This window comes from Bacteroides graminisolvens (assembly GCF_963666085.1).
Classification (GTDB): domain Bacteria; phylum Bacteroidota; class Bacteroidia; order Bacteroidales; family Bacteroidaceae; genus Bacteroides; species Bacteroides graminisolvens.
The window spans coordinates 2,931,150-2,951,329 of record NZ_OY762556.1; the positions used below are offsets into that span (position 1 = coordinate 2,931,150).

Consider the following 20,180-nt stretch of genomic DNA (forward strand, 5'->3'; position numbering starts at 1 on the left):
AGTTTATTCTCCCTAAAAACATTAAAAATCGTAGGCAGCAGTCCGTTACAAGCTGGCTAACCGCCTATAAACAGGCTCCTGCAGTCAGCAAACGAGCCACTTCTTCCATGTGCCTGTAGTCCGTGCCGCAACAACCTCCAAAGATGCGAAGTCCGTTTTCTTGCCGTAACTTCATCATGTCACACGCAAGCGCCACCGGGTCCGAACTCTTCAAATCGACCGCATTATCAAGTTCAGCATAAGAAAGCGGCGACGTATTGGCCTGTATGCCCAAGAAACGTTTTCTCACCAGATCCGTATCATTGAATGCCCGATGCAAAGCATCATACACAATGCCGGGGTGAACACAATTAGTCATGTAGCACACCGGAGGAACATCCGTTGCAGCATCAATCGTTTCGATAGCCTGATGAATACTCGTTCCGTCAATCAACAACCCATTTCGTTCGATGGTGAAACTGATTATATAAGGAATTCCCGTGCTGCACATGGCGCGAGCCATCCCTATCGCTTCGGATAAAACAGGCATGATGCCCGCAAATAAAAAATCGGCACCGGCTTCCTTGAATTGCTCCGCCTGCCAGGAATGAAAACGGTATGCATCCTCTTCATTCAAAGCATCACTACCCGTGTAAGCATCGCCTTTGCACCCCATTAAACCGCCAACATACATCTCCATGCCCGCGTGCGATTGAATTTCCTTCAAGAAAAGAACATTATCAGATATGATCTGATGAGTCATACCGCTTTTCAGCACACGCTCCGAATTGGCTCTTCGGGTAGGAGTTGTTGCCAAAAACGGCAGTTGATGCCTACGGGCAATATCCAGATACCCGTTCCACAAAGACCTCAATGCCGCCCTACCCGCCTCCGAATAGATTAAATCGGCCATAGCCACATCGGGATGAAACGACAGATGGAACTCCCGTTTCAATCTCTCGCCCAAGGCCCCCTCCAAGAGAACGCATTTATTCGTATGAATGCACTGAATGAAATTTTGCATACCTATTATATTATATGAATTGCTGATAAATAAACCTGAAACACAAAATTATAAATCTTTTATGACTACATGATGCATTTATCAATCAAAAAGCTTTATTTTTGTCCATGTATAACGGTTTTCCATACAAGTTACCAACCTTATTGATTTTTTAGAAAGAAAAACATGATGCTACGAACTGTCAGGCTTATTGCCGCCGTGGTGTGTTTTGTACTTATCACACTGCTTTTTCTTGATTTTACAGGCACGCTGCACCCCTGGCTGGGCTGGCTTGCCAAAATACAGCTGCTCCCTGCCATACTGGCAATGAATGTAGGTGTCGTTTTGTTCCTCGTTCTGCTTACGTTGCTCGCCGGCAGAATATATTGTTCCGTCATCTGCCCGCTGGGTGTGTTCCAAGATGTTGTTTCGTGGATAGCCGGAAAGCGCAAGAAAAGACGTTTCTCCTATTCGCCGGCCATGAACCGGTTGCGTTATGGCGTGCTGATTCTTTTTATTGTTGCCCTGGTAGCCGGAGTCGGCTCACTGGTAGCCCTGCTCGATCCCTACAGCGCCTTCGGAAGAATAGCGGCAAACCTCCTCAATCCTGCTTATTTGTGGATAAACAACCTGCTGGCCGATGCCGCTGAGCGGATGGAAAGCTACGCGTTCTATCACACAAATATATGGATCAGAAGCCTGTCCGTCCTCATTACCGCCGCCGTAACACTGGTCGTTGTCAGCGTATTGGCTTGGCGAAACGGAAGAACTTATTGCAACACCGTTTGTCCGGTAGGTACCTTTCTGGGCTTCTTATCGAAATACTCCTACCTCAAACCGATTATTAATACCGATAAATGCAATTCGTGCGGACTCTGTTCACGCAATTGCAAAGCCTCGTGCATCAACACCAAAGAGCACAGCATTGATTACAGTCGTTGTGTAACCTGCATGGACTGCCTGAACAGCTGCACCAAAGGTGCCATCACTTACGCACATGCCCCTAAGGCAACCCAGTCGGTTGCTGCGGAAATGCCCGCCACTCCGGCAGAAGGTAGTCCGAACAACCGCAGAGATTTCCTATCGCTCACGGCGTTGATTGCCACCACCTCCTTTCTGAAAGCCCAAGAGAAAAAGGTAGATGGCGGACTGGCGGCCATTGAAGACAAGAAAGTGCCCAACCGCCTCACTCCCATCGTGCCTCCCGGCTCCCGAGGCCTGCACCACATGGCACAACATTGCACCGCCTGTCAGCTCTGCGTAACGGTTTGCCCCAACGAAATATTACTGCCTTCGCAAAAACTCAGCAACTGGATGCAACCCGAGATGACGTACGAAAGAGGCTATTGCCGCCCCGAATGCACCAAATGCTCCGAAGTTTGTCCCACAGGCGCCATTGATCTGATCAGCCGTGCCGACAAATCGTCAACACAGATAGGGCACGCCGTATGGATCAAAGCCAATTGTGTGGTGATAACCGACGAAGTAAAATGCGGAAACTGCGCCCGTCATTGTCCCGCCGGCGCCATCTTGATGGTTCCTTCGAGCAAAGCCCCCGATTCATTGGAGATACCGGTGGTAAACACCGAGCGCTGCATCGGCTGCGGAGCCTGCGAGAACTTATGCCCTGCCCGCCCGTTTAGCGCCATCTACGTGGAGGGTCACGAAATGCACCGAGTAATATAATCTTTCGAAAGATTCTGAACATGAAAGAACAAGATAAAAATAAAATCAACCGCCGCCATTTTCTAAAAATGATGGGCGTAGGTGCGGCAGCCGGCACCACCTTATTATATGGTTGCCATTCAGACAAGAAACAAAGCAGCAAGAGCAGTGCCCAACTGCCCGTGCCCACAGATAAAATGACCTACCGCATCAACCCCAGTACGGGCGACCGCGTATCGCTTTTGGGCTACGGTTGCATGCGTTGGCCCACCATGCCTTCACCCGACGGTAAAGGAGAAATTATAGACCAAGAGCAGGTGAACCGATTGGTTGACTATGCCATTGCCCACGGAGTGAACTTCTTCGACACATCGCCCGTTTACGTGCAGGGATTGTCCGAGAAGGCTACGGGCATCGCGCTGAAAAGACATCCGCGCAACAAGTACTTTATCTCGACCAAACTCTCGAACTTTCAGAATTACAGCCGCGAGAATTCCATCGCCATGTACAAGCAGTCGTTTCAAGACTTGCAAACAGATTACATTGACTATTACCTGCTGCATGCAGTTGGCGGCGGAGGAATCAGTGCTTTGAAAGAAAGGTATTTTGATAACGGCCTGCTCGATTTTTTGCTCAATGAGCGCAAAGCGGGACGCATACGCAACCTCGGCTTTTCTTTTCACGGCGAGGTGGAAGTGTATGATTACCTGTTGGCATCGGACATCAAGTGGGATTTTGTGCTCATTCAGCTCAACTATGTTGACTGGAAGCACGCATCGGGTTTCAACGTCAACGCCGATTATCTGTATGGCGAGCTGGTTAAAAAAGGAATCAGAGCCTTGGTTATGGAACCGCTGCTGGGCGGCCGGCTAACGAAGCTGAGCGACAGTCTGGTGGCCCGCCTCAAAGAAAGGCGTCCCGAAGACAGCGTGGCCTCTTGGGCATTTCGTTTCTCGGGATCGCCCGAAAACGTTCTGTCCGTGTTGAGCGGCATGACGTACATGGAGCACCTGCAAGACAACATTCGCACTTATTCACCACTGGAACCGCTAACCGACGAAGAGAAAGACTTCCTCGAAGAAACGGCGCAGATCCTGCTGAAATACCCCACCATACCCTGCACCGACTGCAAATATTGCATGCCGTGCCCGTATGGAATAGACATACCAACCATATTCATGCACTACAACAAATGCGTGAACGAAGGCAACGTACCCAAAAGTCAGCAAGATCCTATTTATCGTGAGGCGCGAACGGCCTTTTTGGTGGGCTACGACAGAACGGTGCCCCGCTTGCGACAGGCCAGCCACTGCATAGGTTGCGAAATATGCAAGCCCCACTGTCCGCAAAGCATTGAGATACCCGAAGAGCTTCATCGCATTGATGCCTTTGTGGAGCAGCTCAAGCAAAACACCTTATAAAGTCCCCTCGCCCGAATTAGTTCGAGGGAAACACCCAGTCATTGATATCTTTCTGCGCTTCTATGCTCTTCTCTACCTCATCGGGCAAAGCCGGAAAGAAATCGATGGCGGTGATACGCTCCACCTCATCAACCGAGTTCACATAAGCATCGAGCGGATGATTGCCCGATGTGTTTTTATAAATAAAACCGATCGCCTTCGGATGGTCGCCCAAAGACAACACCACCTTAAAAAACGCTTCGGGAACTGCCACTTTATGCTTGCCAATGGTTTTATGCGGGCGGTCATACAAAACCGGTCCGCACACAATGTACACAGCCCCGCTCTCCTTTGCCCACTCCCGGCACGCCTCTTCCAGCTCCTTCCAGTCGCCCCTGTTCAGGTTGTTGTTCTGCGGACAAATGTTAGTCATGTAAAAACTCTCGACCATAGCCATGCGCGTCCATTTATTATCGCCTGCCGGACACATGTGCCCGCGGTCATAGCCTGAACGTTTATAATCATCCGTGGTAACCGCCTCGTTGGGACTCAAATCCGGGTCGGGCAAGAAATCATTCGTCCGGCTCTCTCTGTCCACCAAACGCCGGGGCGTTAGCTTCCACGCAACCCAAATCGGCAATTTCGTCTTTTTATTGTAAGAAACCGTGTAACCCTTGCGCACCAAAATGAGTTCCGGACGATCCGTGAGCCGGGCAGGAATTTCAATCACATCATCCACTTTCATGGGCAAAGCAGATACCGTTGCCTCCTCTTTATTCAGAGAAACTTTCTTGCCATCCGTAACATCCGGTATTTCATTCCATGCGAATTGAGCCAGATAAAACAATCCGGCAACAACTACCATCCATACAAATTTCGCTTTGCTATTTTTCTTTTTACCCATACAAGTCATTCCGTTACGCAACAAACCTTTGCCACTTTGTAAAACCAGTGCGAAGGTAATACATTTCGCTTACAACAGAAACGGAAAGCCAACCTAAAATATCCCTTTACCACAAACAAGCTAAGCAAAAACAGCGCCTATACTAAGGCAATACACCGTACAAACTAAGCCATTTCTTCTTTATATACAGTTCGTCCCCGCTACCTGTGACGAATAGCCCCGCATGCGGGGACAACAGTCACCGCTACCCGTGACGAATGGCATGGCATGCGATGACGAACTAGTCTTCCTTAAGAAATGGCTTACTACTAGTGCCCAATTAGCATAGTCTTTACTATATTTATGCTAACTTTGTGGTAACAAAAAAAAGAAAGCACCCATGAAACAATCCATAAGAACCCTGTTAATGCTGGTAGCAATAAGCATCAGTTGCTCAGTAGTCTACGCCGCTACTCCCCTGCGCAACGGCGATTTAATATTTCAGGAGTCGTGTCGCGGCACCATGAACGATGCCATTAAAGGAGTTACCACCAGCATTTCCGGTTATCAGTTTACGCATGTAGGAATCGTATGGATTCATCAGAAAGACACCTTTGTGGTTGAAGCCACCCGTCCGCGTGTAGCCATCACCCCGCTGAAAGAGTTCCTGCATCCCGAAGCAGAGAAATCCTGTCCGCCCGTCTCCGTACTGGCCCGAATGAAACCACGTTTCCAATCACTCATCCCGCAAGCCATTGAAGAAGCCCGCCGGCTTGTTGGCAAAGACTACGACAGCGCCTTTATTCTCAACAACGACATGTATTATTGCTCCGAACTGGTATACGAAATCTTCCTTAAAGCCAACCAAAACGTCCCCGTGTTTACGCTGAACGCCATGACTTTCAAAGCCCCCGGAAGCAAGGATTTCACCCCCGAATGGGTTGAGTATTATAAAAAACTGGGGCAACCCATCCCCGAAGGCGAACCGGGAATCAACCCCGGAGCCATGTCAAAAGCAGATGTGATTGAGATACTTGGGGAGTTGTGACGTGAAGGGTTTGCCGATTCATTGAAGAGATTTGTGGTAAAGTCAATAATCTTAAAAACATTTTGAATCATAAAATTTTAAAATATAAGAAGAAATAGTTGGCTTTTTCAAATACGTTGAGTAAATTTGCTCATCACACTGAGTAAATTTATTATTTATGTTTCAAAGACCTCATATTGAGCTAGTTAAATCACGAATAGAAGAGCCTAGAAAGTTCATTCAAGTTATTTTAGGGCCGCGTCAAGTAGGTAAAACTACGATGATAAGCCAGCTTTTATCAGAGCTATCTGTTTTCAATCTATTTGAATCTGCAGATGCTATTTCTGCCACAAATTCAGCTTGGTTAGTGCAAGTGTGGGAATCGGCTAGATTGAGATTAAAAGCATCGGGCGCAACGGAATACTTATTGGTTATTGATGAAATACAAAAGATAGATAACTGGAGCGAAATCGTCAAACAACAATGGGATAAGGACACTCGTGAAAACATTAACATAAAGGTAATCCTCCTCGGATCCTCCCGTTTATTAATTCAGAAAGGATTGACAGAATCTTTAGCCGGTCGATTTGAAACACTCTATTTGGGACATTGGTCTTATCCGGAGATGCAAGAGGCGTTTGGGTGGAGCATTGAGCAATATGTTTATTTCGGTGGTTATCCTGGATCGGCTTCGTTAATCAATGATGAGGAACGTTGGAAGAACTACATAAAAGATTCGCTTATTGAGACCAGCATCTCAAAAGATATATTGATGCTGACACGGGTAGATAAACCCGCCTTATTGAAACGGCTGTTTGAACTTGGCAGTTTATATTCCGGACAGATCCTGTCGTATACAAAAATCATTGGGCAGCTTCAAGATGCGGGAAACACCGTTACATTAGCCAATTACTTGAAAATCTTATCTGATTGCGGACTATTGGGTGGTTTGGATAAATACGCCGGAGATATTATCCGCAAACGTGGTTCAAGTCCCAAGTTCCAAGTATATAATAATGCCTTAATTACTTCACAAAGTAATGATACGTATGAGAAAACCATCATTAATCCCGAGCTATGGGGACGATTGGTTGAATCTTCTGTAGGAGCACATTTAATTAACTATTCCATCTCTGAAAGATACAATCTCTACTACTGGCGCGAAGGCAATAACGAAGTTGACTTTATATTGGAGAAAGGAGATAAAATAATCGGGCTAGAAGTTAAAAGCGGTATGAAAGCCGACAATGCAGGAATGAGTGTGTTTGCAGAAAAGTTCCATCCCGAAAAAATATTGCTTGTTGGCACCGGAGGAATTCCGTATGATGAGTTTTTGAAGATTAATCCGAAAGAGTTGTTTTAGTTAAAAAAGAGAGGTTTACGTTTATGCGATTATTTGCATGGATAATTCGATTATATGCGCTATTATTAATCATTTATTGTACTCTTTATGATTTTTTCGGCTACCCTCTAATAACATAAGCCATCAGCTAAAAGGCATTTTTCATTCTATCAATACAATCCCATTTTTAGAAAGCTATTGCACAACAATATGATTATGCTATGAATAAGAAACAGTCTTTCCCAAAAGCACAGTAGCATTACTTACATTATATTATCGGCCAGTTTGTATATCATCCTTATTGTTAATAACTGATGTGTAGCTCCCGATACGAATATTTATTATTGCTCCATCTATTTTGCATTAGCGGATATTTTAATTAATGCATTTTCTAAATAATCAGCATTAACTATTTCAAATTTATATTCACTTGGGCTTCCATATTTATCTGCAAGAGCTACAAACTTTATTTTTCCACCATTTAGCAATATAGCCTTTACCTCATCAAAGTATTCTTCTTCAATAGTATTATCCCCAGAATCATTATTATATGATTTTACTGTATGTATTTTATCATTAGAATCTTTAATTGTAAATTTTAAAAAACCTTCTCCTTTAATAGGGTGATTCCCTGCATATTCATAAAGTTGAATTCTTATGCTATTTTTATCAATTATAAAACAGACTCTTAAATCAGAGTTAGTAGTTGCTGAATTACTAAATGTGCCATTAACATAAGTTTCAACATAACGTTCCCCTGTTGGTTCATCGAAATTGTTTACATAATAACCTATTTTCCATATTCCGAGTTTATTAATGTTGGCAAGACGTATACTATCCTTTCTTTTCTTTTCAATTTTCTTTAATTCGTTTTGAACTTTTGGTTCAATTTCAACTAACATATTTTTATAATATGTAAACTTTGATGATTCTGGATGTTTTTTAAGTAATCTGTCTATATAAAACTTAGCTTTGATGTACTCATTGTCCTTGTATGCGTTTTCAGCTAAATTAATAAGTCGTTCTTCTCCATTATTCAATTCTTCAAGTTCCTCCTTTAAAGTTTCGATTTCATTCATTAATGAATCCCTTTTAGATATCATTTTGCGATATTCAGATTGCGATATTCCGCAAGAACAAAAAATCATTGATAAAATACAAATAAATATACATCCTCTCATAATCGTATATTAAAATTAAACAATACACAAATGTAGAAACTTTTAATAAAAAAAAAACTACTCAATCATTTTCAGCAAATATTCTATCTAAAAAAAACTATTTTTAAATAATGACTATTGATTCTCTTTCTTTTTCTTTATAAAATAATCTTTTCCTAATTGACATCCTTGTTCAACTTCACCATTCAAATTAATTGAGGTATATGTTCGGTTTGGTGAAGCCAATGAAATTAAAGATATACCAGGATGATCTAGCCATTGTTTTACTATCCTCTTAAAAAGATCTTGTTTTTTAGGATTAACGAATCTATATTTATCTTGACTAGAAAATGGAAGTATGTATATATATGATTTATTTACGATTGTAAGTACAGCTATACAATATGGAGAATTGTAATCATCACTCTTTCTTATACATATAAGCATAGTAGGCCCACTTAAATGATCTGGATTATTATAACTATAGATTGGTGGTAATTTTATAGGTCTAGTAGGTTCCTCATTTATCCAATTTATCGTTTTTTGAAAATTTGGTAGATACTTATTATCCAATACGCTAATAACATATTTACAAAAACATTTATATACATTTTGAGGTATGAATGTAAGAGATGAAGTATCTAATGTAATATTATTAATTATAGATTTTATATCATCCGAGTCATTAATCAAACCATCATATTGAATACATATAGTATCTATATCACCAGCTGTTTCATTTGATTTATCTATTGACAATTTAAAATTACGTCCTTTGACCTTTTTTACACCATTTTTCCCTTTTACACAATAAAAAGATAATAAAAAAGAATGCATATTGGTAATATGAGGCTCTATAGTCCTACTGAAACGTTCATTACATTCATCGCATTCTTCTCTACATATTAAGCTTTTATTGCCTAAAGCTTCAGTTATAGCATGAGATTTATGTGCAAACGAGACATCAGGCATAGATCGATTACAAAAACGACATACTCTATCAAACTTGTCAACAACTCCAAAAGACTGAGCCTTACCATCTCCTTCATATACTCTCACCCAATATTTAGATGAAAACTGTCGGATTTTATCGGGAATGAGCATAATTGAACTATCAATCTCTAAGTTATTTATTTTAAAGACTTGATTCTTCAAATTAATAAGTTCAATGCTATCTTCGTAATAGTTCGGTAAAACAAGATATTTCGTTCCATTAGGAATACCATTCAAATTGGCTTTTAATCGCCTATATCTTTTATCTAATGAGTCAAGAATATCTAAACGAGATTTAAAATCTTTATCAGCTATTTGCACGTAGAAAATCTCCTGTTTATCATTAACTTGAAATATCCTTAACAAGAGCTTATAATCATCTGCATTATTAATACTTATACAAATAGAATCTTCAGATAATGATACGATGGTTATATCCATACTAAAATGTTAATTGATTCATAATAACATAAGTAAAGTTATATTATTTATATAATTCCCCGCATCAAAAATTCCAAAATCTTATACGGTTAACGAATTTTAAATATACGCACAAATCATTCTTCATTATAAGTCGTTATTGCAATATTAATCAAATATGATATAATAATATAAATTAATTTTTCACGTATTCAAAAAAATATCGTTATTATATGAGAGCTTCAAAAATTATATATAGGAAAAACGAGCTATTTTTGCGATAGACTATAACAAAAAAGCTCCGAAAGTTTAAAACCTTCGGAGCTTTTTTGTTGCGGTGCGTACGGGACTCGAACCCGTGACCCCATGCGTGACAGGCATGTATTCTAACCAACTGAACTAACGCACCATTATTTCTTTTGTTCGTAATCTCTCTCGATTGCGGATGCAAAGGTAGACATTTATCTGAATTCTGCAATACCTTGAGAAAACTATTTTTTATCTTTTTTAAAAGTGCTCTGATTACTAAGGCATTACAATAAAAAGATTTTTTCGGTTCAAGCCAATGAGCACACAAATATTCTCCTTTTTCAATCGTTCAAGATGGATATTAAAAGATTAAAGTGTACTTTTGCATACACATTTAATCATCTTCGTACTGACAAAGAACAAATATATTATGAGAAATACACCAATCAGCAAGAGTGTAATCGATAAGGCAATTGAGAAATTTGCCATTGCCGATTTTTCTAAAGCGACTATTCGTGAAGTGAAAGCCATAGCAGCAGAGGCTGAAGAGGCTTCGGGCATTGAGTTTATCAAAATGGAAATGGGTGTGCCCGGATTACCGGCGTCGGCCGTTGGAGTGCAGGCGGAAATTGAAGCTTTGCAAAACGGAATTGCCAGTTTGTACCCCGACATTAACGGATTGCCTGCCCTCAAAGAGGAAGCGGCTCGCTTTGTGAAGGCTTTTATCAACGTAGATATCAACCCCGAAGGGTGTGTTCCCGTAACGGGTTCCATGCAGGGCACTTTTGCTTCTTTCTTAACTTGCAGCCAATGCAATCCGCAAAAAGATACGATTCTTTTTATCGATCCGGGATTTCCCGTGCAGAAACAGCAATTGGTGGTGATGGGACAAAAATACGAAACGTTTGACGTTTATGATTTCCGCGGTGATAAACTGAAAGCCAAGCTGGAGGGCTATCTGCAAAAGGGGAACATCTCGGCCATTGTCTATTCTAACCCGAACAATCCCAGCTGGATTTGTTTAAAAGATGAGGAGTTACGCATTATTGGCGAGCTGGCTACTCAATATGATGTCATTGTTCTCGAAGACTTGGCTTATTTCGCCATGGATTTCAGAAGTGATATGGGAACTCCTTTCCAAGCGCCTTTTCAACCTTCGGTAGCGCATTACACGGATAATTATGTTCTTCTGATTTCGGGTTCAAAGGCTTTCAGCTATGCCGGACAACGAATTGGGGTAACTTGCATATCCGATAAACTGTACCACCGTGCTTATCCCGGCTTTGAAGTCCGATACGGCGGAGGTACATTCGGTACTGTTTTCATTCACCGGGTGCTTTACGCATTATCTTCGGGCACCAGTCACTCGGCTCAATATGCCATGGCGGCTATGATGAAAGCAGCAAGCAATGGGGAGTACAAGTTCCTCAACGAGGTGAAGGTGTACGGTCAGCGGGCGCAAAAGCTGAAAGAGATTTTCTTGCGCTACGGTTTTTATCTGGTGTACGACAATGATTTGGGCGATGCCGTGGCGGATGGTTTTTATTTCACCATAGGTTATCCGGGAATGACAAGCGGTGTGCTGGCCAAAGAGTTGATGTATTACGGCGTTAGTGCCATTTCTTTGGTAACAACCGGCAGTAAGCAGGAAGGTTTGCGTGCCTGTACGTCGTTCATCAAAGATCATCAATATACGCAATTGGAAGAACGAATGGCTATTTTTGCCGAAAACCATCCGGTTGTGTAAGTCCGGCTTTACTTTCAATGATTAGAAACTTTTAATAAGCGAATCAAAAAAAAGAGTAATTCTTTTTGCTCCTAACAAATTATGTATATATTAGGGGCATGAAGATTAACTCAGACATACTAAAAATAGAATCTAATAACGTGGCGCCGTCACGCGGAAAGATACTGATTTCGGAACCATTCCTTGTTGACAATATGTTCGGGCGATCTGTTGTTCTGCTTATTGATCATACAATTGATGGTAGTATGGGACTTGTTTTGAATAAGATGGCTCCCATTTTGTTGAATGACGTTATCAAGGATTTTAAAGACGTAGAGAGTATTCCTATATATAAAGGAGGGCCTTTGGCTACCGATACACTGTTTTATCTGCACACCATTCCGGATGTTCCGGACGCTTTGCCCATCTCGAGTAAGCTGTATTTAAATGGTGACTTTGAGGTCATCAGGGATTACATCGTGAAAGGAAATCCGCTAAGGGGCTCCATTCGTTTTTTCCTGGGCTATTCGGGTTGGGAATTGAAGCAACTTCATCAGGAGATACAAGATAATACGTGGCTCATTGGTAAAAGCGATGTGAAATCTATGTTGAGTTATAACACGGAGGGCATGTGGCAAAAGGCATTGAGCAAGCTCGGCAGCAAGTACGAAACGTGGGCGCGCTTTCCTCAAATACCTTCGTTGAACTAAGTTTCGCTACACAATGCGTTGCATAATAACTACGTCTTTATAGGTTTGACCGGATACCAACCATGATTTTAGCAGTCCGCTTTGCTCGAAACCGTTTCCGGAAAAGAGTTTCAGGCTGGCTTCATTGTCGGCGGGTATGTGTGCGTAGAGTTGCTTGAAGCGAAGAAACTCAAAAGCGTATTCGCACAAAAGTGCAAGAGCGTCTGCCGCATATCCCATGCCTCTATAGGGTTCAAGTAAACCGATGCCTACGGCTCCTCTTCCGTGAAGGGGGGCGTAGTCTGTAATGTCTATGGTTCCAAGCGTTACTTCGTCGTCACGGCGAATAATCATCAAACGGATTTGTTTATCGGCATACATGTCGCTCTGCGAGTTTTCAATGTATTCTTTTAAAATGTATCTGGAGTACGGCACGGTGAGACAGCTAATTTCCCAAAAGGCCGGATCATTCTCCATCACATACATAATGTCCAGGTCTTCGGGTTCTACCGGACGTAGATAGATTCTATCATTAATTAAAAAAGAATTCTTCATCGGGTGTGTTATAAGCTTGTTATCCTATTCTAAATTTAAGTCTTTCTGTATTTTGGTTTTACCGGGCATACAAAAAAAAGACGCTGTGGCACCAATCAAGGCACAAAGTCCGCCTACGCTATCAAATGTGAGGTAATATATAAACAGGTTGATCAGAATTACAACTTCAAGAAGCAGTAACCTGATGGCGCTCCAACGAGCGTATAGTGTAAAAGCGCGAAGCAAATCGGCCGGATCAATCTTTTTCTTTAATACGTAGGCAAACAGTTTCAACGAAACGGGCACTATGGCAATAGCGGACAATATGCCGACTGTTTCAAGCAAGTATTGCATGCGTGCATCATCGGCATAAATCCCTACCGGCAATAAATCGGTTTCAAACCCAATCATCATAAGGAAGGGTAAAGCCCAGAAAACAACATACTGTATTTTCAGTGTTTTATATAAGGAGGTACTATTCAAATCCATTGTGTTCTATTAAAAAAAGGTTTGGTTATGATACTTATTTATACTGTGCCGTTAAATGCGGTGCGGTTCACGATGCTTCGTCCCAAAGTGATTTCATCGGTGTATTCCAGTTCGTCGCCAATAGACACGCCTCTTGCGATGATGCTCAGTTTGACTCCGCTCTTTTCAAGTTTGCGGTACAGGTAGAAATTGGTTGTATCGCCTTCCATGGTGGTGCTCAGCGCCAGAATGATTTCTTTCACGCCCCCGTCCTTTACTCGATTAATCAAACTTTCAATCTGAAGATCGCCCGGCCCTACTCCGTCCATCGGAGAGATGACTCCTCCCAGCACATGATACAAGCCTTTGTATTGCTGAGTAGCCTCAACGGCCATCACGTCTCGTATGTTTTCAACGACACAAACGGTGGAACTGTCTCTTTGAGTATTGGCACATATCTGGCATACATCTGTGTCGGAGATGTTGTGACAAACCTTGCAATACTTCACTTCGCGTTTGAGTGTTATAACGGAATTACCAAATGCTTCGACGGTTGCCGTGTCTTGTCGCAACAGGTGCAAAACCAGTCGCATAGCCGTTTTCTTTCCTATTCCGGGTAGTTTGGCAAACTCGCTGACTGCCTTTTCTAAAAGCAGGGATGAATATTGTTGGTTCACTTTTTTGTTTACTTATTTATCATGGTTTACAATCTGATACCATCCGCAAAGATAACAATCAATAGTGAAATATGAAGTTCCAATTGAGAAATAAGTGTTATCTTTGCCCGAAACATCGAAGTTATGATACTAATCACCATCATTTGCTACTTTGCCGTTTTGTTGATTATAGCTCGTATCACCGGTAGGAAGGGCGGCTCGGATGCTGCTTTTTTCAAAGGAGAAAATAAATCTCCCTGGTATGTTGTTTCATTTGGAATGATAGGGGCTTCCATTTCCGGAGTTACTTTCGTCTCGGTTCCGGGCATGGTAAGAGGAATGGATATGACGTACATGCAAACGGTACTCGGTTTCTTTTTCGGTTATCTGGTGGTGGCGCATCTTCTTCTTCCGTTGTATTACCGGCTCAATCTCACCAGTATTTATACGTACCTGGGAACACGCATCGGAAACAGGTCTTACCGCACAGGTTCTCTGTTTTTCTTATTGTCGCGCATGCTGGGAACGGCTGCCAAGCTCTATTTGGTATGTCTTATATTATATACGTATGTTTTTAGTGCTATGGGGGTTCCTTTCTGGACGATAGCTGCGGGTGCGGTTACTTTGGTTTGGGTTTACACGCACAAAAGCGGCATTAAAACGATTGTGTGGACGGATACGTTGCAAACATTCTGCCTGATAGCGGCACTGGTTAGTATTATTTTTGTGACCGTGAGCCATTTACAACTCAGCTTTGGCGGCATTGTTCAAACCATATCTGAAAGTAGTTACAGTCGTATCTTTGTGCTCGACGACTGGGTTTCCAGACAAAACTTTTTCAAGCAGTTCTTCAGCGGAATCTTTATTGTGATTGTGATGACTGGTTTGGATCAGGACATGATGCAAAAGAATCTTTCGTGCAGAAACCTCAGGGAGGCGCAGAAAAACATGTATTGCTATGGTTTTTCATTTGTACCGCTTAACTTTTTGTTCCTGTGTCTGGGCATTCTGCTCATTACTCTTGCAGGCAAAAATGGCATTGCTTTGCCGGCGGTAAACGATGATATTCTTCCGATGTTTGCTACGCAGGGTTATCTGGGCGAAGGGGTACTGGTACTTTTCACCATCGGTATTATTGCTGCTGCATTCAGCAATTCTGATTCGGCGCTGACTGCCATGACAACAAGCTTCTGCGTGGATATTTTGCGAACGGGAAAAGACGCCGAAGCCATTGCTTTGCGAAAAAGGAACAGAGTGCATGTTTTGTTTTCTGTCTTGTTGGTGCTGTTTATCTGCTTTTTCCGTGTGGTCAATGAAAGCAGTGTGATTGATACGATTTACGTAATTGCTTCTTATACATACGGTCCGCTACTGGGTATGTTCGCCTTCGGACTGTTCACGAAACGCAATACTAAAGATAAGTATGTGCCTTACATAGCGGTGGCTGCTCCGGTAATTTGTTACCTGGCCGATAGCATGACGTTAAGAGTTTTGGGATATAAATTTGGTTATGAGATGCTTATGATAAATGGAATGCTTACCTTTGCAGGCTTGTGGCTTTTTTCTTCAAATAATAATTTTAATAAAACAACATAGAACAATGGAAATATCGAGCGCTGAATTTATTATCAGTAACACCAACGTGAAGAAATGTCCGGCCGGCGTGTTTCCGGAATATGCTTTCATCGGGCGATCAAACGTAGGTAAGTCTAGTCTCATCAATATGCTCACCGCGCATAAAGGGTTGGCCATGGCTTCATCAACGCCCGGAAAAACAATGCTCATTAATCATTTCCTGATTAATAAAAGCTGGTATTTGGTTGACTTACCGGGTTACGGTTATGCTCGCAGGGGACAAAAAGGTCAAGAGCAGATTAGAACGATTATTGAAGATTATATATTGGAACGCGAACAGATGACCAATTTGTTTGTGCTCATTGACAGCAGACTGGAACCTCAAAAGATTGATCTGGAATTTATGGAATGGCTGGGTGAGAACGGAATTCCTTTTGCTATTGTATTCACCAAAGCGGATAAGCTTTCGGGCGGAAGAATTAACGGCAATGTAAGTTCTTACCTGAGCAAGCTCAAAAAACAATGGGAAGAACTCCCCCCCTACTTCGTTACCTCAGCGGAAACTCGTATGGGAAGGAAGGAAATTCTCGATTATATAGAAAGTATCAACAAATCGGTTTATTGAGTAACACCGAAGCGATAAACGGTGTGGCTCCGGTATCGTTCGCCCGGACGAAGAACTGTTGACGGGAATTGTGGTTTATTGGGACTATCGGCAAAATGCTGTGTTTCAAAACAAACGGAACAACGCTTGCTGTAAACCGTTTGTTTTTTGCCTGTTATATTCCCTTTCAAACCATTGGCCGTATAAATTTGCAATCCGGGTTCGGTGGTGTAAACTTCCATGGTGCGGCCGCTTGCATCATCTGTTATGCGAGCTGCCAAACGGGTATCGTCGCCTTGCGTATTGAGCACCCACGTGTGGTCATAACCGCCGGTAACATTCAGTTGCAAACAGTCAACATCAATGCTGTCACCAACGTAGCGGGGTGATTTGAAGTCGAACGGTGTAGCAGTCACCGGCAGCATTTCACCCGTCACACATTTGGTTGAATCGTAAGGAGTGTAACGATCGGCGTCAATCATTAGCTTCTGGTCCTCGACCGTATGGCTGAAATCTCCCGATATGTTGAAGAATGAATGATTAGAAAGGTTGAGAACGGTAGGTTTATCTGTGGTGGCTTCGTAGCGTATATCTAATTCATTCTTGTCGGTCACCGTGAAATAGACGTCAATAGTCAGGTTCCCGGGAAATCCATTCTCTCCGTCGGGCGAAAAGTAGCTCAACTTCAAAGAGTTGTTATCCAAACGATCGGCCTGCCAGATGCGTGACGCAAAGCCGGGCTCACCTCCATGAGCACAATGTGCACCGGTGTTCGCCTTTAGCTGATAGGTAACGGAATCTAAGGTAAAACGAGCATTTAAAATACGACCAATGTAACGTCCGATGGTTGCTCCGAAGTTTTGTTTTTTATTCATGTAGTCATCTACATTTGAAAACCCACAGACTACATCTTCAAACTTACCATGCCTGTCGGGTACCATCACTGAAACGACTCGTGCCCCGTAATTAGTTATGCAGACTTCCATTCCGGCACTGTTCTTGAGCACAAAGAGATTGGTGAGTTGGCCGTTAACCTCTCGCTGAAAGTCGGCCGGACGCAATCCCGACAGTGTTTGTTGGTCTTTTCCCGTACACGCCATAGCCAGCACGTTCAGGCAAATGAATGATAGTAGTGTTATCTTTTTCATCATTTTACTGTTGTTTGAAGTTTGTTACAGATTGATTTGTCATATTTAATAGAATTTCGCAAATATACGGGAATATTTCTAAAAAAAACGTCTACCTTTGTCTATTATAAAATACCAAAAGTGAAATGAATATGAAGAAAATATTATTTTTTGTTGTTATGCTGGTAATGGGTGTAGCCTATGCCTCTGCTCAAAGCCAAGCAGAAATCAAATTTGATAAGACAACACATGACTTCGGAACATTTTCAGAAAATAGTCCTGTAGTGAGTTGTACTTTTACCTTTAGCAACGTTGGAAATGCGCCTCTGGTTATTCATCAGGCAGTGGCATCTTGCGGATGCACCGTTCCCGATTACACCAAAGAGCCCATACTACCGGGACAAAAAGGTACCATAAAAGTAACCTACAACGGAACCGGAAAGTATCCCGGTCACTTTAAAAAATCAATCACACTTCGCACCAATGCTAAAACAGAAATGCTACGGTTATACATTGAAGGTGACATGACAGCTAAAGACGCCAAATAAGAGATAATAAATAACAAGCCAGGGAGAATCTTTTGATTCTCCTTTTTTTTTGTTTACTTTGAAACGCTTTATCAAATAGATATACGCAATTTATTTAATCACCCTAATTATTAGCAAATTTAGAGAGTATGAAACACGAAGAAGAGAAGCCTGTAGGACTACCCGAAAATGCGTTTCGGGAGCTGAAACCCGAGGAAGAATATCAACCCCTGATGAATCCTCATAAAAACTATGCAGAAGTTAACTTATGGTCTGTTTTATGGGGAATAGGTATGGCTGTATTATTTTCGGCCGCTGCTGCCTACCTTGGGTTAAAAGTGGGACAGGTTTTTGAGGCAGCCATCCCCATTGCCATTATTGCGGTAGGCGTATCGGGCGCAGCCAAAAGAAAGAATGCGTTAGGCGAAAACGTGATTATTCAATCAATCGGTGCCAGTTCGGGCGTTATTGTGGCGGGAGCCATTTTTACACTGCCTGCACTGTACATCTTACAAGAAACATATCCGGAAGAAATTACCATCACCTTTACTCAGGTCTTTATCAGTTCCTTGCTGGGAGGGATATTGGGAATACTCTTCCTCATTCCTTTCCGCAAATACTTTGTAAAAGACATGCACGGTAAATATCCTTTTCCCGAAGCAACGGCAACGACTCAGGTGCTTGTGTCGGGTGAGAAAGGCGGCAATCAGGCCAAACCTCTTCTGATGGCGGGTATCGTAGGAGGTCTTTACGATTTCATTGTGGCTACGTTCGGCTGGTGGAACGAGAACTTCACCACGCGTGTTTGCGGTTTCGGCGAAATGCTGGCCGATAAAGCCAAACTAGTTTTTAAAGTCAATACCGGAGCGGCCGTTATGGGATTGGGTTACATTGTCGGCTTGAAATATGCATCTATTATTTGTGCAGGTTCGCTGGCTGTGTGGTGGATCATCATTCCTGGGATGTCTCTCATTTGGGGCGATAGTGTTCTCAACATGTGGAATCCTGAAATAACAGCAACGGTTGGCAGCATGTTACCCGAAGAGATTTTTAAACATTATGCTAAAAGCATTGGTATTGGTGGTATTGCCATGGCCGGTGTAATTGGTATCATTCGTTCTTGGGGAATTATAAAAGGTGCTGTGGGACTAGCTGCCAAAGAGATGAAAGGCAAACCGGTTGTCGACGAAGAAACAACTCGAACTCAACGTGATCTTTCTATGAAAATCATTGCCATTGGTTCTTTACTTACATTGGTATTGATTTTCCTTTTCTTCTTCTTTGATGTCATGCAAGGCAACTTGCTTTATACCGTAGTTGGTATCTTATTGGTAGCCGGAATTGCATTCCTGTTTACAACGGTTGCGGCTAACGCCATTGCGATTGTTGGAACCAATCCGGTATCAGGAATGACACTGATGACTCTTATTTTGGCATCGGTCGTTATGGTTGCCGTAGGACTGAAAGGCCCTGGCGGAATGGTAGCGGCTTTGGTTATGGGAGGCGTTGTTTGTACGGCTCTATCCATGGCAGGCGGATTCATAACCGACCTGAAGATTGGTTATTGGTTAGGTAGCACGCCCGCCAAACAGCAAACGTGGAAGTTCTTGGGCACATTAGTATCTGCCGCCACAGTGGGTGGAGTGATGATTATTCTAAATAAAACATACGGATTTACAAGCGGACAACTCGCTGCTCCGCAGGCCAATGCCATGGCAGCTGTCATTGAACCGTTGATGAACGGCGTAGGTGCTCCCTGGCTACTCTACGGCGTAGGTGCCTTGCTTGCCATTGTACTTACATTCTTCAAAATACCGGCATTGGCTTTTGCGTTGGGTATGTTCATCCCTCTGGAACTTAACGTGCCGTTAGTTGTGGGTGGAGCCATCAATTGGTACGTCACTACACGTAGTAAAGACGAAAGCATTAATACAGCCCGTGGCGAAAAAGGAACGTTGCTTGCATCCGGATTCATTGCCGGTGGTGCCCTGATGGGAGTAGTTAGTGCTGCCATGCGTTTTGGTGGAATCAACTTGGTTCAGGAACAATGGTTGCAAAACACTTGGTCAGAAGTACTGGCATTGGTCGCTTATGCTTTGTTGATACTCTATTTCATCAAGTCGGCCATGAAGAAATAACTTAATCATCAATAT

At 42.6% G+C, this 20,180-nt stretch carries 18 protein-coding genes and 1 tRNA gene; 10 read left to right on the top strand and 9 right to left on the bottom strand.

Annotated elements, in window-relative coordinates; translation table 11 throughout:
- Positions 1–64: 64 nt before the first annotated feature.
- Positions 65–1,003 carry a homocysteine S-methyltransferase family protein gene (locus tag ACKPCE_RS12440; RefSeq protein WP_319505422.1) on the bottom strand — a complete coding sequence of 313 codons (939 nt, stop codon included), beginning with the start codon at positions 1,001–1,003 and terminating at the stop codon, positions 65–67.
- A gap of 168 nt (positions 1,004–1,171) precedes the next feature.
- On the opposite strand from ACKPCE_RS12440, the gene ACKPCE_RS12445 reads away from it, so the two are divergent.
- The gene (locus tag ACKPCE_RS12445) at positions 1,172–2,668 is read left to right on the top strand and encodes a 4Fe-4S binding protein (protein WP_319505966.1); all 1,497 of its coding nucleotides are present in this window, start codon (positions 1,172–1,174) and stop codon (positions 2,666–2,668) included.
- Positions 2,669–2,688: 20 nt separating this feature from the next.
- On the top strand, positions 2,689–4,068 hold the full coding sequence (locus ACKPCE_RS12450; RefSeq protein ID WP_319505423.1) for an aldo/keto reductase: 1,380 nt from the start codon (positions 2,689–2,691) through the stop codon (positions 4,066–4,068).
- Between the two features lie 16 nt (positions 4,069–4,084).
- Here the strand turns inward: ACKPCE_RS12450 and ACKPCE_RS12455 are convergent, their stop codons facing one another.
- The gene (locus ACKPCE_RS12455) at positions 4,085–4,951 is read right to left on the bottom strand and encodes a DNA/RNA non-specific endonuclease (RefSeq protein ID WP_407654976.1); all 867 of its coding nucleotides are present in this window, start codon (positions 4,949–4,951) and stop codon (positions 4,085–4,087) included.
- 379 nt (positions 4,952–5,330) lie between these two features.
- Between ACKPCE_RS12455 and ACKPCE_RS12460 the strand changes: the two genes are divergently transcribed.
- The gene (locus ACKPCE_RS12460; protein ID WP_319505424.1) at positions 5,331–5,978 is read left to right on the top strand and encodes a YiiX/YebB-like N1pC/P60 family cysteine hydrolase; all 648 of its coding nucleotides are present in this window, start codon (positions 5,331–5,333) and stop codon (positions 5,976–5,978) included.
- A gap of 157 nt (positions 5,979–6,135) precedes the next feature.
- Positions 6,136–7,320 (top strand): ATP-binding protein, encoded by a 1,185-nt coding sequence (locus ACKPCE_RS12465; protein ID WP_319505425.1) that lies wholly within the window; start codon positions 6,136–6,138, stop codon positions 7,318–7,320.
- 332 nt (positions 7,321–7,652) lie between these two features.
- On the opposite strand, the gene ACKPCE_RS12470 is transcribed toward ACKPCE_RS12465, so the two are convergent.
- The 3 genes from ACKPCE_RS12470 to ACKPCE_RS12480 all read right to left on the bottom strand — a co-directional run bounded on the left by ACKPCE_RS12470 (position 7,653) and on the right by ACKPCE_RS12480 (position 10,281).
- Positions 7,653–8,378 carry a hypothetical protein gene (locus tag ACKPCE_RS12470; RefSeq protein WP_319505426.1) on the bottom strand — a complete coding sequence of 242 codons (726 nt, stop codon included), beginning with the start codon at positions 8,376–8,378 and terminating at the stop codon, positions 7,653–7,655.
- A 216-nt stretch (positions 8,379–8,594) separates the two neighbouring features.
- On the bottom strand, positions 8,595–9,893 hold the full coding sequence (locus ACKPCE_RS12475) for an HNH endonuclease (protein ID WP_319505427.1): 1,299 nt from the start codon (positions 9,891–9,893) through the stop codon (positions 8,595–8,597).
- 314 nt (positions 9,894–10,207) lie between these two features.
- Positions 10,208–10,281, bottom strand: a tRNA-Asp gene (locus ACKPCE_RS12480).
- A gap of 270 nt (positions 10,282–10,551) precedes the next feature.
- Here ACKPCE_RS12480 and ACKPCE_RS12485 point away from each other — a divergent pair.
- The gene (locus ACKPCE_RS12485; protein ID WP_319505428.1) at positions 10,552–11,868 is read left to right on the top strand and encodes an aminotransferase class I/II-fold pyridoxal phosphate-dependent enzyme; all 1,317 of its coding nucleotides are present in this window, start codon (positions 10,552–10,554) and stop codon (positions 11,866–11,868) included.
- A gap of 98 nt (positions 11,869–11,966) precedes the next feature.
- On the top strand, positions 11,967–12,557 hold the full coding sequence (locus ACKPCE_RS12490) for a YqgE/AlgH family protein (protein WP_276963268.1): 591 nt from the start codon (positions 11,967–11,969) through the stop codon (positions 12,555–12,557).
- Positions 12,558–12,563: 6 nt separating this feature from the next.
- Here ACKPCE_RS12490 and ACKPCE_RS12495 read toward each other — a convergent pair whose 3' ends face one another.
- From ACKPCE_RS12495 to recR, 3 genes are read right to left on the bottom strand one after another with little or no spacing between them, the layout of a single operon-like run.
- Complete coding sequence (locus ACKPCE_RS12495; protein ID WP_319505429.1) at positions 12,564–13,091, bottom strand: GNAT family N-acetyltransferase; 528 nt, start codon at positions 13,089–13,091, stop codon at positions 12,564–12,566.
- Positions 13,092–13,115: 24 nt separating this feature from the next.
- Entirely contained in the window at positions 13,116–13,559 is a 444-nt protein-coding gene (locus tag ACKPCE_RS12500; protein ID WP_276963264.1) for a hypothetical protein, read from the bottom strand.
- Between the two features lie 38 nt (positions 13,560–13,597).
- Positions 13,598–14,215: a recombination mediator RecR gene (gene recR, locus ACKPCE_RS12505; protein ID WP_276963262.1), complete on the bottom strand. Its 618-nt coding sequence runs from the start codon at positions 14,213–14,215 to the stop codon at positions 13,598–13,600.
- 123 nt (positions 14,216–14,338) lie between these two features.
- Between recR and ACKPCE_RS12510 the strand changes: the two genes are divergently transcribed.
- On the top strand, positions 14,339–15,790 hold the full coding sequence (locus tag ACKPCE_RS12510; protein ID WP_319505430.1) for a sodium:solute symporter: 1,452 nt from the start codon (positions 14,339–14,341) through the stop codon (positions 15,788–15,790).
- A gap of 4 nt (positions 15,791–15,794) precedes the next feature.
- On the top strand, positions 15,795–16,394 hold the full coding sequence (gene yihA / locus ACKPCE_RS12515) for a ribosome biogenesis GTP-binding protein YihA/YsxC (protein WP_276994562.1): 600 nt from the start codon (positions 15,795–15,797) through the stop codon (positions 16,392–16,394).
- Here yihA and ACKPCE_RS12520 read toward each other — a convergent pair.
- Positions 16,388–17,524 carry an aldose epimerase family protein gene (locus tag ACKPCE_RS12520; RefSeq protein ID WP_319505431.1) on the bottom strand — a complete coding sequence of 379 codons (1,137 nt, stop codon included), beginning with the start codon at positions 17,522–17,524 and terminating at the stop codon, positions 16,388–16,390. The two genes, yihA and ACKPCE_RS12520, sit on opposite strands and share 7 nt — an antisense overlap.
- Before the next feature lie 128 nt (positions 17,525–17,652).
- Between ACKPCE_RS12520 and ACKPCE_RS12525 the strand changes: the two genes are divergently transcribed.
- Together ACKPCE_RS12525 and ACKPCE_RS12530 are read left to right on the top strand one after the other, a co-directional pair.
- The gene (locus tag ACKPCE_RS12525) at positions 17,653–18,048 is read left to right on the top strand and encodes a DUF1573 domain-containing protein (protein WP_024995665.1); all 396 of its coding nucleotides are present in this window, start codon (positions 17,653–17,655) and stop codon (positions 18,046–18,048) included.
- A 128-nt stretch (positions 18,049–18,176) separates the two neighbouring features.
- Positions 18,177–20,165 carry an OPT family oligopeptide transporter gene (locus ACKPCE_RS12530; protein WP_319505432.1) on the top strand — a complete coding sequence of 663 codons (1,989 nt, stop codon included), beginning with the start codon at positions 18,177–18,179 and terminating at the stop codon, positions 20,163–20,165.
- Positions 20,166–20,180: the final 15 nt, after the last annotated feature.